The sequence below is a fragment of the Sphingobacterium puteale genome, from assembly GCF_050986225.1.
In the GTDB taxonomy this organism is placed as follows: domain Bacteria; phylum Bacteroidota; class Bacteroidia; order Sphingobacteriales; family Sphingobacteriaceae; genus Sphingobacterium; species Sphingobacterium puteale.
Window position 1 is genome coordinate 6,091,324 of the sequence record NZ_CP158959.1, and the last position, 16,149, is coordinate 6,107,472.

Annotated in this window: 7 protein-coding genes; all 7 read right to left on the reverse strand. The window is 41.9% G+C overall.

Features of this window, described 5'->3' with window-relative positions:
• Positions 1-94 precede the first annotated feature (94 nt).
• Positions 95-1,495, reverse strand: coding sequence for a glycoside hydrolase family 28 protein (locus tag ABTV71_RS25495; protein WP_433901508.1), 1,401 nt, complete (start codon positions 1,493-1,495; stop codon positions 95-97).
• Between the two features lie 132 nt (positions 1,496-1,627).
• A complete protein-coding gene (locus ABTV71_RS25500) occupies positions 1,628-2,689 on the reverse strand; it encodes a glycoside hydrolase family protein (protein ID WP_433901509.1) in 1,062 nt (353 codons plus the stop codon).
• A gap of 220 nt (positions 2,690-2,909) precedes the next feature.
• Positions 2,910-4,988 carry a RagB/SusD family nutrient uptake outer membrane protein gene (locus ABTV71_RS25505; protein WP_121120591.1) on the reverse strand — a complete coding sequence of 693 codons (2,079 nt, stop codon included), beginning with the start codon at positions 4,986-4,988 and terminating at the stop codon, positions 2,910-2,912.
• A gap of 27 nt (positions 4,989-5,015) precedes the next feature.
• Positions 5,016-8,147 carry a SusC/RagA family TonB-linked outer membrane protein gene (locus ABTV71_RS25510; protein WP_433901510.1) on the reverse strand — a complete coding sequence of 1,044 codons (3,132 nt, stop codon included), beginning with the start codon at positions 8,145-8,147 and terminating at the stop codon, positions 5,016-5,018.
• 284 nt (positions 8,148-8,431) lie between these two features.
• Complete coding sequence (locus ABTV71_RS25515) at positions 8,432-9,940, reverse strand: RagB/SusD family nutrient uptake outer membrane protein (RefSeq protein ID WP_433901511.1); 1,509 nt, start codon at positions 9,938-9,940, stop codon at positions 8,432-8,434.
• Position 9,941: 1 nt separating this feature from the next.
• Positions 9,942-13,115 carry a SusC/RagA family TonB-linked outer membrane protein gene (locus ABTV71_RS25520; protein ID WP_433901512.1) on the reverse strand — a complete coding sequence of 1,058 codons (3,174 nt, stop codon included), beginning with the start codon at positions 13,113-13,115 and terminating at the stop codon, positions 9,942-9,944.
• A 280-nt stretch (positions 13,116-13,395) separates the two neighbouring features.
• Positions 13,396-16,137, reverse strand: coding sequence for a glycosyl hydrolase (locus tag ABTV71_RS25525; protein ID WP_433901513.1), 2,742 nt, complete (start codon positions 16,135-16,137; stop codon positions 13,396-13,398).
• Between the last annotated feature and the right edge of the window lie 12 nt (positions 16,138-16,149).

Here is a 16,149-nt window from a genome sequence, read left to right on the forward strand (position 1 = left end):
ATGTGCTGACTATAACAGCTTTGTTTTTTTGATGTAACTTCTTGCTGCTTCGTAGTCACTGGCGCTAGTGCTTTCCATAGATAGCTATTTCATGTTAATCAAAAGACTTTAGCTCTTTTCCGTTGACAATAACATTCTTTAATGAAACATTCTTTAGGTAATCCACTTTGAATGCTTCTTTTACACCGTTAATTTTACAATTGACCATTGTAAAATCTGTCACAGGCGAGGTCTCATATGCGGTTGATAACACAGCGTATTTCCCGCCACCGTTGACCTGAAGATTTTCGACCCAGATGTTACGGATTGTCGGAATATGTTTCCCAGGTTTTTCATAAAACATATTGAAACGTACCGCCGCTTCCTTATACTGTCCCACCTGCGTGTTATAAAAGAATATGTTTTCGATGATACCACCTCTACTGGAACTGGTTTTTATCCTCAAGGCACGATCCAGATTGGGACTATCCATCACATTGTTAAGTGCGTAGATATTTCTGGCTCCGCCTGCAATTTCGCTACCGATGACCACGCCGCCATGACCATCTCTCATCTCGCAATTTTCGATGATATGATTTTCAGCGGGCCGACCAATATTGCGGCCATCTTCATCCCGCCCGGATTTTATAGCGATACAATCATCGCCGGTATCAAAATAACAATTTCTGATCCATACATTTTTGCTTGCTTCGGGATCACAACCATCGTTATTTGGTCCATGGCTAACCACTTTTACGCCTTCGATCAATACATTCTCGCATAAGACAGGATTCAGATTCCACATAGGGGAATTAATCAGCTTGACCTCAGCAATCCAAACATTTTTGCATAGATAAGGTTGAACAAAATTTGGCCGAAGGAAATGTCCGTCCCCGAATACCCTTTTACGCGCATCCATTTCTTCGGCCATCTGTTGATGTAGAATTGCGCGAGCAGGTTTTTGTTCACCCGGGCGACCTTCATGCCATCCATATTTGCGCGCACCACACCAATACCACCAATGGTCATTATTCGCATTTCCGTCCAATAATCCATTTCCTGTAATCGCAATATTTTCTTCTTTATACGCATAGATAAAGGGAGAAAAATTGATACACTCCATTCCTTCCCAACGTGTGAAGACCATCGGATAATCTGCACTATCTCTACTAAAGAGCACTGTTGCACCCGCGCTGATATGAAGGTTGACATTACTTTTCAAATAAATAGCACCAGTCAAGTAGATTCCTTTGGGAACAACCACCCGTCCTCCGCCCTGTTTATTGCAAGCTTCAATCGCTTTTTTAAAGGCTGCTGTATTTTTTGTTTTGCCATCCCCAATAGCTCCGAATTCAGCGATGGAATAATCCTTATTTTTGAATGTAGGAGCCACAATAATCTTTTTGAGCTCTTCAATTTCATTTAAAGGTTGCTGGGCACTCGTCCACGTTGTCTGTTGTGCTTGACTTGCTACACATACAAAAAGTGTGAGCAGCATACTAAAAATTTTTTTCATGGGTATATAATTGTTTCTGGTTATCATTGTTGTAACAGCTTTCAGGTTTAGTGCACTTGCATCGGTCTTCAGCATACAAAGGCACAACTTTGCAACTACTTTCTCAAACTGAACATGACTATGGCAAATTCCTCACACGATCTCAAAAACAAAAGTTGTCGAGGTACCAGCTACACCACCTTGGGTAGCTCCAAATAGGAAACGAGGTTTATCTGTAATTTTATCCATTAAAATCATGGGCCGTTCAAGCCGACCAAACCGTTTCAAATTTGCCGGTGGTAGCGGTTCCTGGACATATTTAGTTAAATTCAAATACGCTACTTTCGGTTCGGACCATTGCAATCCATCTGATGATGCTAAGATTAGGCCATATTCATGATTATAGAACCCCATATCCCTTGCGATCAAACAATACTGCCCATCCTGCTTCCAAAGGAAAGCGTCTTCAAGCTGGGCATTATTGGGCCGGTTCGAAAAATCAATCACTGGATGATCAGCTATTTTAATGTATGGCCCCAAGGGATGATCTGCTTTGGCCAACCCATATTTCCGATTCCCCCGGACAGAACCTTTATCACGGAGGTATTCGGCTGTATTCCAAGATTTGTAGTAAAGCCAAAATTTACCGTCATCGCCTTTTAAGAATGCTGGATTTGTGGTGCAATGATCATCCCATGTACCTTCGGCACCGGGCATCAAAATGGGACGATCACTGCGTTTCCATGGTCCATCCAGGTTTTTCGACGTTGCCACCCCAATTCGCTTCGTATCTGTCTTGCCATTGGAATTTCCCATATAAAATAAATAATAGGTATCATCTATTTTTTTTATCAAGGGATTATGGCAAGTGGTACTGTCCCAAAAACCTTCTCGAGGTTGTAGAACAATATCTTTATGTTTGAATGCTTCGTAGGGCGAATCGGCGATCGCATGGGCTATTTCAGAACCTTTGATCCAGCCCCCCATTCCTTTCTCCTTTCGCCAACGTGAATAAAAAAGATGCACTTTCCCATCCTCGCCCCAAATCGGTGATGAACACCAAATAAAATAATTTTGTAATTGCAATGAACGACCGATCGGTTTCAATTTAAAATAGGGCGACTCTATCCAGCTTTTTTTGGCCGATGTACCTAAAGGTAATACCGCTGTCATCCATAAAAATGCATTTGACTTTAAGAAGACTCTTCTATCCATGTGAACATTTCCCTTCCGTTGATTTACAATTTGGTTTATCCAGATCCGCAATGTTATACGAATCAAGCCGTAAGATACCAAAACTAGCTAAAGCACCTATCCTGCCCTATCCTGCAACCGATTGCAAACCAATATTTACAAATCTTCTAAAGGATTCCTCAAAAAAAACTACCCATTCTAGTACAGAACAGGTAGATTCACGTTTATTATATTCACTAAATTAATAGCCTGGATTTTGCATTGCTTGTTTTTCTGCCGGTGTCAATGCGGCACCACTTTCATTGGTCGTTGCATCCAAGAAAGATTGCGGAATCGGTCGGTAATAGTGTGTATTTGGACTAAAAGCTGCTCCCGTACGAACATAACCATCATTGAAGGCTTTCCATCTTGCTTCTAAGGTTTTGGTACGAGCTAGGTCTTCCCAGCGATAGAGTTCACCGCACAATTCGCGTGTGCGTTCATTCAATAGGAAAGCCATCATTTTCTGCGCATTGCTTGCTGCGCCCAATTTCTCATAGATCGGAGCATCGACTTTCGAGTTATAAATATCGGCGACCGAATTAATCAGCATCTGCGATTCGGATGATGCTGTTGTCTTGGGCATATCATTATTGGATTCATAGTAGGAGTTTCCTTCCCAATAAATTGCGCCCTCGGCTGAAAAACCGCCACCTTTACCGACAGCATACGAATTATTCTTGTAAGCTTGTCCACCGTCGACATGCTTGGCCCGGTCTTCACCATTTTTATATCCGGCACGATTCCGTAATTTATTGATCCATTGTATGGCATTAGCATACTGACCTTCGCCTTTACGGATATATGCTTCGGCCACCATCAATACATCTTCTGCCGAACGGGCCATAATCACATCACGGGTACCATTGGCAGATGCGATACTTACTCGGTAACCATCTCTAAATTTCGAAAGTGCCACATAACGTGATTGTACACCATAGTAACCATTGTTACCATGCTGACCTACCCAAGCCTGTGGTTCACCTTGGAAATAACGCACAAACGTATGCGGATTTTGCATCACGCCATTTTTAAGAACTCCTGTTGGATCACTCGCTATCGCCTTATAACGCGTATCGCCGGCATTGTTCACGATATACTTGATACCCAACTCACCACCTTTAAAACGTTTATCTTTTACCGCGGTTCCGGCAGGTGCATAAGCGATATTCGCGGCAGTCCATTCTGGTGCATTAGCGGTATTATTGGCACCGTACATCGTAATAAAAGATTTCCAAAAACGGGAGTCATTCACACGATCAAAGACATCCAATGTATAATTTGTGGTACGTGCATAGGAGAATTCACGATCACCCGATATATCTCGGCTTGTTCCACCTAAATCTTGGTATACGGCTGGGTAATAGAGATGGATTTGATTTCCATAACGTCCCCATGTCGCCTGATCGTCCGAGAACTGTGCCGAAAGAACAACCTCAGATACTTTTTCGTTGGCGCTATTGGCTTTTTGATAATCCCATAATTTGACATAATCATCAACCAAAGGGTGCGCTGCAACAACTTCCGATCCGTATTTAATGACAGCATCCAAATCTTCTGCGGTATATTTGGAATTCCAGGAAGCATATAACTCACTCGCACGGGTTAATCTTGCTTTGGCAATGTAATGCGCCGCAGCAGATTTGGTGACCCGCCCAAATTGTGTCGCCGAAGCAGGCAACAATGTATAAGCTTGTTCAAGATCTGCTATAGCTTGGGCAAAACAAGCATCCTCCGAAGCCCGCGTGAAATAGGATTCTACTTTTGTAGTTGGTGTCAATTTGAGTGGAACTCCACCAAACTGTACAATTAGTTGCAGATAGAAATAGCCTCGCATAAAGTATCCTTCGCCTAGACGTGTATTGTAGTTGGCGTTGGATTTATCATAATACAACGGTACATTCTGAATCAGCGTATTGGCCGATTCGATACCGCTATACATATTGTCAAATACTGGCTTAATATTTCCGCCACCATAGGTTGATTCCATAGAATTTAGATCCGCACTATAGCTGTTGAAACTTGGGGAAGGATTATTTGCATCTGTAAATTCGTCTGCACCCAAATTGAACAAGGCCATACCCCAGGTATAGTTGTATTTAAACTTCAGCTTCGAGTAAACTCCTGTAGCCAGATCATCCAACCCTGCCTGCGTTTTAAAATATTCCGTATCTGGGATAGTAATCTGGTCCTCTTTTAAAAAGTCTTTGCTACATCCATTCAATACCAGCAATCCAGCAGCACCAAAGATGGAAGCAATTAATATTTTATAATTTTTCATGAATATCTTTTTTAATCTTTTTAAGGTCTAAAACCCAATGTTTACACCAATTACTGCACCCCGAGTTGTTATTGCAGACCCTGATTGCGTTGTATTATTATTATAACTTGACAAATCCGGATCCAAAAAATCTACTTTTGAATACAACATTGCGGGATTCATGATCTGTGCATAGACTTTAAAATTACTGATACCTAGTTTTTCCAATTTTGCCCTTGGAAAATTATAACCCAAACTCACATTCCGCAACTTAATAAATGATCCATCACGGTAATTCATGGAAGAGTTCTTCGGGTCCGCAACATCGATACCATTCAATCCCGGTTGATAATACTCCGCGTTTTCATTCACGCCAGGGATAAAATAATCCAATTTACGCATCATAAAACGTCCACCTAGATTTTCTGCCCCAGCATTGATCATTTGCCCCCAACGGGAGAAAATAAAGAACGATAAATCAAAATTCTTATAGGTAAAAGTGTTCATAATACCACCGGACCATTTCGGGCGATAAGATCCCAAAATCTGCCGATCATAGGTTGGGTCTATTTTTCCGTCAGGTACACCTTCCGGACCACTGATATCCTTTACACGAATCTGTCCGGGATTAGCGCCATATTTTTTAGCTTCATCCAGTTCCGAGGTTTTCCAAATACCATCGTAAACATAATCGTAGGGTACAGAAATTTGCTGACCAACAAACAACTTATTATCGACATCTTCTGTTCGCCCATTGTTCAATTGCAAAATCTTATTTCTATCCATTGACCAAGTTAGGGTTGTATTCCACTGAAAATTATCATTTTTCACATTGACTGTATTCAGCTGAAAATCAATCCCCCAACCCGATGTTTTCCCCACATTGGCCCAAGTACTCGGAAATCCGGTAACAGGGTTTAAACTCATTGCGAATAATAAGTCGTTCGTTTTTGTTTTAAAGAAATCCACAGCACCATTGATACGATTATTAAAAAATCCATAATCGACACCAAGATTATATTGGGTGGTGCGTTCCCAGCCCAATTCCGGATTGGCCATTTTCTGCGGGTTCGCTGCAGAAGGATCTGATGCCACATAACCCGGGCTCGAATTGTTAGCATTCCAATTGTAAAAATTTTGCGTCAATCCTCCTTTTGTGCCATAGGCGCCAATTGCAGCGTTGCCAACAACCCCCGCGCCTACCCGTAATTTTAATGCATTAATAAATCGCGCATCTTGCATAAAATCTTCTTGGTCAATGCGCCATGATGCAGCAACAGATGGAAATGAGCTCCATTGGTGACCAGGCGCCAATACCGAAGATCCATCCCAACGCACAAAGGCTGTTAACATATAACGGTCTTTATAGCTATAATTAGCACGGGCCATATAAGATTCCATCTGAACTTCTTCTAGCCCTGTTTTCCAATTGCCAGCGAGACCACCAGAATTGATATTATACCATAATTCTCTTGCACTATAGACATTAGTTGCTTTCATTTCACTAATTTCAAGATTCTTTTTCGACGAACTTTGCAATAATGTAATGCCCAAATGATGATCTGTTCCAAAGTCCCGATCGTAGTAAATTAAATTGTCCAAGGTCCAAGCAAGATTCCTATTAGTCGAGTAAGTCACAGCATTATTACCATCACCATTAACTCCTGCGGCCGCATTCGCCAAACCCAAACGGTAATATCTAAACTCAGGACCAAATTGTATCCGATATCTCAACCCTTTCAATGGCGCATAAATCTGTCCAAAATCCAATTGACTAAAGAAACTACCATTAGCACCGAAAGTCTGACGTTGATTAGTATTATTTGTCAACTCGTTTATTGGATTGATAATATTTACTTCTCCTGCCGCGGGATTACGAAGGTAGTTCCCGTTTTCATCGAAAGGTACTGACCATGGCAACATACTCCGCAAAGCTGAGTAATAATCGCCCGCCCCCGTGACCGATTTGGAGAAGTTATAACCATAGTCTTGATCGGAGAAAAAGGTATTTAGAGAAGCTCCCATGGTAAACCATTTCGTCGGAGTCGCTTCAAAACTTACTTTTGAGGTATAGCGATCAAATTTTTGGCCTGGTTGTGTGGCATCTTGTTTTAAATAGCCAAATGAACCATAACCTTTTGAATTCTCTCCTCCACCTGAGATGCTTAAGGTGTGCTCTGTCGATAAAGCGTTTTTACGTCCTGCAGCAGCCCAATCGTAGCTACCGACTAAGCTTGGATCCCATATGGTATTATTATTGGTCCATCCTTTGGCAATATTTGCCCAAGAAGCCGGCACTTTAGACCATTTCTTATAATCTGCTTCATAGTTAGGTGTCATCGTACCGAAATTTGCCAAACGTGCATAATCTAACCATTCGGCAGCATCCATATACTCCGTTACATCGTACATCTTTTCAAATGTTGCTGTACCTGCATAGTTTAACATTAACCGACCTTTTTTACCCTGCTTCGTCGTCACTAAAACTACACCATTAGCACCACGCGAGCCATATACAGCTGTTGCAGACGCATCTTTTAGAATATCAATAGTTTCGATGTCACTCGGATTGATATTGTCAATGCCACCGGCCTGCAATACCATTCCATCGACTACATACAGCGGATTTTGATCTGCATTGATAGATCGTACTCCCCTGATTTTTATACTACCAGTGGTTCCCGGTCGTTGATTCGATGTAATATCCACTCCCGCAACCTTACCTTGCATGGCCTGCAACGCATCTTTTACGGGCATTGCCTTCAGTTCTTTTTCGCCCACACTCGCTATCGAACCCGTCACATCTTTCTTTTTCATCGTGCCGTAACCAACCACCACGACTTCATCCATCACATCGACCTTTTGTGTTAGAACTACATGGAAGCTATTTTGACTACCCACAGAAATTTCTTGAGATTCAAAACCAAGACTTCTGAAGGTTAATACATCAGATGGCAGCGCATTTATGGTAAATGAACCATCGGCATTGGTCTTTGCCGTCATCGCTCTGCCTTTTACCTGTACCGTCACGCCTTGGATAGGTGAACCTTTTTCATCATTTACCTTTCCAGTCCTCGTAGTTTGAGCAAACAAGTTGAAGGTACACAGCATCGCCATAAACAGCAAAAAAGCGTACTTCTTTACATGATGATCAAACCTAATTGTTAAATAGTTTATCATTAAAGTATTATTTAGGTATTATTTTATTTTTCCCCTTGTTGATCTTCCGTAGTGAAAATCTATTTTCATTATAACGAGATAATAAAAAAGCTGTATGATCTTTACTTATCGCTTAATAGGCAGGCAAACTTAAAAGATTATCAGGATTCCTCTCAGGCTTATAATGTTGGCTAAAAATAACAGGATGATCTGTAATAACCATCCTGTTCAATCCTGTGATGAGTTAGCGTCAAAAATAAAAAAAACGCCCTTAAATACTAAGGGCGGTTAAATTAATCAAAATATTAATATCCGGGATTCTGTGTATATAATCCGGGACTATTGTCGAGTTCAGATTGTGGGACTGGGTATAATACATAATTCAATTGAAAATCTGACATCTGTTTTGCCTGATCTTCTTTCGCAATCCACGCCTTCATGACCGGTTCTACGGCACCACTGCGGATAAGGTCAAACCAACGCAATCCCTCACCAATAAACTCACGTCTCCGTTCGTCCATCAACTGAGAATTAGTTATATTGGCCAGCTCTGTAGTCAATCCAGCACGTTTTCGGATTTGGTTAACAACCGCATCCACATCAGTCGAACTGTTACCGGGAGCGCCATTCAAGATGCATTCTGCCTTTAACAACAGCAAATCACTATAACGAAACACAATATAATTGATCGGCCAATCCATGCGGCTCGCAGGCACTTTCGTCACATCAACGAATTTTTTGACAAAAGATCTAGTTTCAACAACATTGCCATAGGTATACCCTTGCTGAATACTGAATGTTTTCCTACGATCACTTGCATCATACAATTTTAGCAAGTCTTCAGATACAGGTCTAATCGTAAGGCCTCCTTGTGTGGCTAGCCCGAGTGAATTGAACCAGTTGTCAGGTACGAGTACCCAAGGAAAAGTAGCCCCTACGACAGGGGTCGCCCCACTTGAATATTCTATATTGAAGATCACTTCCTTGTTGCGCTCATTACCATAATCAAAAACGCTATTATAACTTGTCAACAAACTAAATTCATTGCTATTGATCACATCGTTAAATTGCTCCACAGCTTTCGCCCATTCATTGCTGTTCAAGCCCGCTCCTTTAACACCTAAAGTGGGTCCTGACCGCGTCATATAAACCAATCCCAGCAACATTTTTGCAGCGTATTTATTGACACGACCTTTATCTACCGCCGCATAGGCACTGGGGGCTGGAAGGGCATTAATAGCCTTGTTCAGATCTTCAATAATCAAGCTATACAGCTCCTCCACGTTGCTCCGTCCAATATTTTTGGCTTGACTGGCAGACACAACCTTGTCGATCAGTGGCACTTTTCCGAAGTATCGGATCAAATCAAAATAAAAAAATGCACGCAAAAATCGAGCTTCACCTTCCATTCTATTACGAATATTCGCATCCGCGATAGCCGTAGAACCATTTGCCGTAAGTTGTTCCAAATAATTGTTTACCCGAAAAATACCGTTGTAATTTGTTTGCCAAGCTTCTATTACATAGGGATTACTGGCAATCGTTTTATGAAAACTATTGATTCCTTCCCAGTCTCGTACCCCTCCATCCGACACGGCGTACAAATTGTCAGATCGTGTTTCCGAAAGACTCATCAAGCGGTCCGGATATCCTCGTGTACTGTTATAGATGGCGTTCAATCCTTGAACAAAATCATTCGTAGTCTTAAAGTACGTGTCAGATGTTGCACTCGAAATTGGCTGCTGGTCCAGATCCATTTTGCAAGATCCCAATAGACCTGCCATCAACAAAAATATACTCAACTTTTTCATCATTTTAAAAATTTACGTTTAAACCAAATGTTACTGTTTTTGGAATTGCCAAGCCTCCATAATCACCCGCTTCGGGATAATCAACGCTTCCGCTTAGGTTTGTATTGGAAGATTCTGGATTTACACCGCCGTCATATTTGTCCTTTCCCCAGAAATTTTCCAATGTCACAAATAAACGGACTAAACTAAGTTTGGACTGACTCCCCAATTTTAGGTCTTTTATATTATAACCAAGTGTAACGTTTCGTAGGCGCCAATAATCCGAAGAATACAACCAATCTGTATTTTTGATCCGTCCGAATGTTGAATACGCTTTTCCCACGCGACCTTCCCCGGGATCCTCTTCTGAACGCCATCTATCCCGATAAAATCCAAGTGCATTGTCCGATGATCCTTGACCGGTACGCCCCAATGCCCTTCCTAAAAGGGAATAGATATGGCCTCCATTTTGGCCTTGAAACATGAAACTCAAATCAAAATTTTTATATTTAAAGTTATTGGTGATTCCCCATACATAGCTCGGGTTTGGGTGTCCCACAATTACGCGGTCATTCGCGTCGATCACGCCATCACCATTGGCATCCACATACCTTGGGTCGCCTGCCTTTTGGCTACCATACAATGCGGTCCCGGCATCAATGTCCGCCTGACTCAATATACCATCTTGTTTAACAACATAAATACTATACATCGGTTCACCAACCCGCAAAAGGCTATGTTGGATATCGAACGAAGACGGAATTAAGATTTCTTTCTGCTCCCCATCAAGTTTTGTTACCTTATTGGAATTATGACTGATGTTAAAAGAGGTAGACCACGAAAAATCCGACTTTCTGATCTGATGGGAAGTGATCTCGAAATCCCAACCTTTACTTTTTACTTCACCGGCATTATCCAAATAGGAAGAAAAACCTGTCGCTAGCATAGAAGGCACGTTCAACAATAGATCACTGCTCTTACGCGTATACCAGTCAAACGATCCCGTGACGCGGGAGCCCCATAGGCCAAAATCCAATCCAACATCATAAGTTCGGGATTTTTCCCATTTTAAGTCCGGATTAATGATATTGCTTGGCGCTTGCCCGGATGACGAAAGACCATTTGACGAATAATTATAAAAGCCCAATAAAGCAATGCTGCTGTAATCTCCGATATTATTATTTCCAGATTCACCATAACTTCCGCGCAGCTTCAGCTCATTGATAAAGGTGATGGGTTTCATAAAATTCTCTTGCGACAAACGCCAACCCATGGACAGCGACGGAAACCAGCCCCATTTTGTATTGGACCCAAAACGGGACGAGCCGTCACGTCGAATACTTCCCGAAAGAAGGTATTTTCCGTCATAGGCATATTGAACCCGTCCAAAATAAGACAGCAAGACGCTTTGTGTTGCGCCGGTTGAAGCCACCGTAGCGACTGCACCATTCAACGTTGTGATGGAACTATTGGTATAACCTCCCTGTGAGGTGATGGAAGAAGTTTCAAGTTTATCAAAATTATAGGCCTGCCCCAACAAAGCCGTAATATCATGTTTGTCGATATTGAGATGATAGTTTAGGGTGTTTTCATTGACGAAAGTTTGCTTTCGATATACGCTATTGGATCCATAGGTCGCTTGATTCGGGTTGTTGGTGCGATTGGCCAAAGTTCCGCCTACGGTATAGGGCTGAAATCTATTGCTTCGACTATCGGTTTGATCCAGATTGACCGTGGTCTTAAAATTTAAGTTCTCCAGGATATTGTACTGTCCGTAAACCGTCCCCAATAAACGTGAAATTTTGTTTTCCCCCATATAATAGTTCAATTTTGCAATCGGATCATTTGTTGATGTGCTCCAAGGGTATTTTTCGTTGTCAAAAACGTTCACCGTTCCTGCCGGATGATCCTGAACCGGCGACATCGAGTAAATTTGATGCATAATATTGTCCTTTCCTTCCACCCCGGGGTCATTTCCTATTGAATAGGTCGGTGCCAGGTTTAAACCAAATGCGAATTTCTTATTCGGTTTCACTTCGACGTTAGCTCGCGCAGTATAGTTTTTATAGTCTAATCCTTTAACAATACCTTGCTGATTGAGATAGTTTCCCGACACATAATAATTGACAAATTCTGTCGCTCCCGAGGCAGCAACCTGGTAGTTTTGGATCACGCCTTTTCGATACGCTTCGTCTTGCCAATTAATGAAGTAAAGCCCGGGATGTCCAGGTTCCAGCCAACGGTCATCATACATATATGATGTATTATATGTCCCATCGGCGAGCCCCAATATTTTCCGTCGTTCGGCATTGCTTTGGCTTGCCGACCTTCCTGTACCCGAGGCTTCCCATTGCGCATTGATCATCTCCACCGCTCTATCTATCCATTCTTCACCATTCAACATATCCAATTTCTTATAAGCCTCGGAAATGCCTACGTATGAATTGAGACTCACTTTGGCCTGACCGCTCTTTCCACGTTTTGTGGTGATCAGAACAACACCATTTGCCGCCCGGGATCCATAAATTGCAGCTGCAGATGCATCTTTTAAGACCTCGACAGATTCAATATCGTTGGGATTCATATTATCCAAAGGATTTCCTGAGGCATAGTTTCCGGAACCATTCTGTGCAGCCGTTGATAAGGGAAAACCATCAATAACGTACAAGGGTTCACTACCGGCAGTAATAGAACCCGATCCCCTGACCTGAACACTTAACCCTTTTCCGGGAACTCCTGTAGATTGCTTGACCCTTACTCCAGACATCTGTCCGATCAGGGCTTGATCAACACGCGCAATAGGACGCTCATCGAGATTTTCGGCATTGAATTTTGAAACTGGAGCAATAAGATTAGTCCGTTTTTGGGATCCATAACCAATGACAACTACCTCATCAAGCGATTCTTGTTTAGAGGTCAAGTTCACTTGTAAAAACGAGAGGTTAACGACATTGAGGGTTTTAGTGAGGTATTCTATCGAAGTGAAGGTAATTTTATCCCCTGGCTTGGCAACGACACCAAATTCACCATGTTGATTCGTTGTTCCATTACTTTTGCCGTTGACATGAATAGTTACTCCACTGATAGGTTGACTTTTATCGTCAACAACTTTTCCTTTCAGCAGTTCTTGAGCATATAATACCTGAGTCAAAGCCAACTGGGTCATTACTACGGTACCATATCGTAAGATATTTTTCATGGGTTGAAGTTTAAATTGTTATTTGTGATTTATATTGGTAACTGGAAGTTATAGTATCCCTTGAAACTAACTATCCTGAACTTACAGGCCCGCATGTATCTAGTCTGTTACAGAAAGCAAAAAGCCCCTTAAATGGGGCTTTTTATTGGTATATATGTTTATTAATGTAACAAGATTATTCTCTTTTGAATCCTGTTAAACGTCAAAATCAACTTCTTGCCGTGGTGAAAAATTGACCAGCCAAATAGGAGCGCCGGCGGACACATCCAATCGTTTTCACTTAATAACTCCACAAAGTCACGGGGCCGATCAAACCACTTTCCATGGGTTTCCAATCGCTGGCATCAAAGTTTTTATAGTTGATATTTACAAAGTTTATTTCATGATAATTACGCCACTGAACTTTCTGCTGATCCAAATGACGAATACGGTTTGCCATTAAGTTGGCGACCTCAATACGAATCTTGTTTTCGCCATCAACCAATAATGTGGTAATATCCTGTTGAAACGGAATTGACCATAAGACACCCGCATCCTTTCCGTTAATATACACCCTGGCGCTTTCCGCAACACGCCCAAGTTTCAGAAGATAGGATTTTGATTGATCCTTATGGATAGAAAATGTTTTCTCAAAGGCCGCTGTACCTGAAAAATTGATGGCATCTTTATCGCCCCATTCGGTCCAGGAAGAAAGTCGATCTAGCTTTTGGGGCTTTGGTAACACCGGGCCTCCAGCGACAAAACGTACTTTCCAATCACGGTCCAATTGAGCCACTTGGATGGATTCGTCCTGATAACGGAAAGGTTCTTTGGCTTGTTGCTCCGAGACCAAGACTATCCAGGAATAACCCGATGGAATCTGCACTCTTATTTTGCCATCAATCGATGGCAATTGATATGTCCGCCCGGTTTGGGGATCCAGCAACGAATAATACGCGGCTTTCGCATTTAGTGTAATGTTTCGATCCACCATCTGTTTGCTATGATTAACAAGATAATAGTATGTATCATTACCTGCTATGCGTCTCGAAAATTTCAACCCTGTTTGGTTAATTCGTTCAGGTGCGATTTGTTCCGTCTCAAGTGCTGAGTTGACATCCGTCGTCAGATAGATTTTTCCCTTTCCAAAAGCTGTATACTGGTTCGCTTTATCTTTTTCGAAACCTAGCGATGCAATTAATTTATTGAACAGTGTACGCCGTTTCTCTAATTGGTTATATCCAGGAACCTCTCGCGGTAATTGCTGGAAGATGACAGTTGCTCCTTGATTGGCCATTTCCAGGATTTTCTGTAGTGTCACTTCCGAAAAATAATGACAGGCAGGAATATAAATTGCACGATACGGGATCGCATCCTTCGAAGTATGTAACTCCCCATCGTTTACTGTAGTTCCGGCCAGAATTTTATCTGTCGCGAAATCAAAACTATATCCTCTTTTCTGTAGCTGTACACTCTGTTTATAAAATTCTGTCGGATGTAACCAATCGTCAACATCATGCACTTTTAAAGCCTTATCCATCCCTTTTGCATTGTTCCAAATATCATAAATGGGCCAATATACGAGCAGTTCATTATCGGCACGACTGGACTGTAAGATGGACTGAACACGGGTAATATATTGATTCAAACCTGTGAGATGATCCCAAAAAGAATTTTGCGGGACAAAATTAACGGAAGCATAAAATAACCATCCCGGAAAGGGTACATTTTTTGGTGAATATGTTGTGCCGTGGTAGAACACATGGTTCACTCCGGCGAGGAATAGTTGTTCGACTTCAGGTTTCGTTTGCGACAAGGAGGTTTTAAAATGTTCCGTAAGCCAAGTGAAAGTCTCCGAAGAAGTATATTTTTTACCGTATACATTTGTTGCCGATGTCGCAAATTTGGCCATCATAGGATCTGGATCCACATTACGGATATCCGCGGTATCGCGTCTTAAACCGGGAATATCAAAACTGCTGGATCCAAAGGTTTCACACTCCGCAATATCGGTATCTGCATATAAATCGATCAGATTTCCTGGAGACCCATGCGCTTGATTTTTCGAAATAGCTTTATAGCGATGGGCAAAATCCGTAAATGGATTCAAAAAATTCTGGGTAAGCAGCGCATTCACGACTTCACGATAATCCGATTTAAGGCCTGCTGTTTTAGCTTCATCCTTGCCCCTGCCTGCAAAATCTAGCAGGTTATCTTGTAGTTTGTATCCTTTTATCCGTTCGAATGACTGCAAAAAATCATCCGTCCAATTTGCCCCATATACTTCGTAGCTGTCGTTAAAAAAAGCATGTACATGCAATGGTTTGCCCTTAAAAGCTTCAGCAAATCTATTAAAATAGGATCCGACGGATTGCTTTCCAAGATGATCCAGTGTATACCCCTCGCCCCCTGGTGCTGCACGTTTAACTTTTTGGCCTGTCCTTCCCGAAAATACAGCCGATAAACGAATATCGGTAGGTGCTTCCCAGGTTCCAGTGGTCTTTGAAATATACTCATCCAGATTAATCTCACTATTGTCGGATCTAAACGCCCGTAAAGCCTGCAAAAAGAAATAATGCTGTTTAGGATCCTTAGGTTTTAGGGGAAAGGTAATTTTTTCACCTTTTTTTAATTCAAATTCATCTAGGATTAATTTGGTAGCGGCATCCTTTTCTTTGATTTGAGGTCCCCCAAAGGGCCACCCCGTCCCCAAATTAATGTCCACTCCCATTCCCAGCGTACCGGCTTTATCCGTAGTTACAGCTAACATATTCATCCATTGTGGTGAAAGAAAGCTCAGGTAGTTGGATTCAAATCCCTTAGCGCCATAAATCGGTGTTATCTCAACACCACCAAATCCACTTTTTTCAAAGAGGGTCAATTCACGTTCGACATTAGGTCGGTCTACAGCTGAACCAAGCCACCACCAACGTGTCCACGGCTTCATTTCTTTGGTAATTGCTGGCCATAGATCTTGTGCAATACTTCGGCCAGAGGCCAACAGATTACAGACAAGCAGGAACGATATATAAATTTTCTTCATGTTAAAATTGGG